This is a genomic window from Microbacterium sp. Bi128 (assembly GCF_918698205.1).
Genome location: NZ_CAKKMM010001597.1, coordinates 1 through 1,101, shown reverse-complemented (window position 1 = coordinate 1,101; position 1,101 = coordinate 1). Strand labels below are relative to the sequence as shown.

Annotated in this window: 2 protein-coding genes; one reads left to right on the top strand and one right to left on the bottom strand. The window is 67.7% G+C overall.

Annotated features, from left to right (window positions below; genetic code table 11):
• A partial coding sequence (locus LQV45_RS34820; protein WP_230012503.1) for a Stk1 family PASTA domain-containing Ser/Thr kinase occupies positions 1–803 on the top strand: 803 nt, incomplete at its 5' end.
• A gap of 145 nt (positions 804–948) precedes the next feature.
• Here the strand turns inward: LQV45_RS34820 and LQV45_RS34815 are convergent.
• Positions 949–1,101: 3-deoxy-7-phosphoheptulonate synthase (locus LQV45_RS34815; protein ID WP_230012504.1), on the bottom strand; the 153-nt coding region annotated here is incomplete at its 5' end.

Sequence of the window (1,101 nt, the reverse complement as noted above, 5' to 3'; positions counted from 1 at the left end):
GTCCGGGGTCGCCGGGAACGATTCCCCCGGTGGCGAACAAGACCGTTGCCGAGGCCCAGGACCTGCTCCGCACCGCCGGCTTCCAATCCACGGTGAAGGATGTCTTCGACGACGACGTCTCGCCCGGGCTCGTGGTCGGCTCGGAGCCGACCGCCGGGGAGGTCATCCGCAAGTTCCAGCCCGTGTCGCTGGCCGTGTCCAAGGGCCCGGAGCTGTTCCCGCTGCCGGAACTGGCCGGCAAGAGCCTGGACGAGGCCAAGACCACGCTCAACGGCGCCCAGATGGCTTTGGGCCCGATTACCGAGACCTTCGACGAGAAGGCGCCTGCCGGAACCGTCCTTGCCCAGGCTCCGCGCAGCGGCAACCCGGTCAGGCACGGGACGCCCGTGGGCCTGACCGTCTCGAAGGGCCCGCAGCCCATCCCGGTCCCGGATGTCCGCGGGCAGGCGCAGGACGCCGCTGTTAAGGCCCTGGAAGCCGCCGGCCTGAAGGCCGTGGTGGCCCCGGAAGCAGTCAACGACAGGAACGTCCCCGAGGGCGCGGTGCTGGCGCAGGACCCGGCCTCCGGCAACCTGACCAAGGGCGGCACCGTCACCTTGACCATCTCGAAGGGCCCGAAGCTCGTCGAGGTCCCCAGCTTCATCGGCAAGCAGGCCTCGGAGGCCCAGGAAGCCCTTGAGAAACTCGGCTTCAAGGTCCAGGTCGATAACATCCTCGGCGGTTTCTTCGGCACGGTCCGGGACCAGAATCCGGTGGACACGAAGGCCCCGGAAGGCTCGACCGTCACGCTCACCGTCGTCTGACCGGCACCCCGATCCGACTCCTGCCATCGCACAAGAAAGCTCCGCCCGGCTGCAGCAGCCGGGCGGAGCTTTTTCTCAGAATGCGTTCTGTGGGAAACGTTCTGCCGGAATGCGTTCTGCCAGATGCATTCTGTCCATCAGTGCGTCAGCGCTTGGAGAGCGCTCCGGCCACCAGGAACGCCATCTCGAGCGACTGCATGTGGTTCAGGCGCGGATCGCAGACCGACTCGTAGCGGTCCAGGAAGGCTTCCTGGTCGATCTGGTCGGCTCCGCCGAGGCACTCGGCGACGTCGTCCCC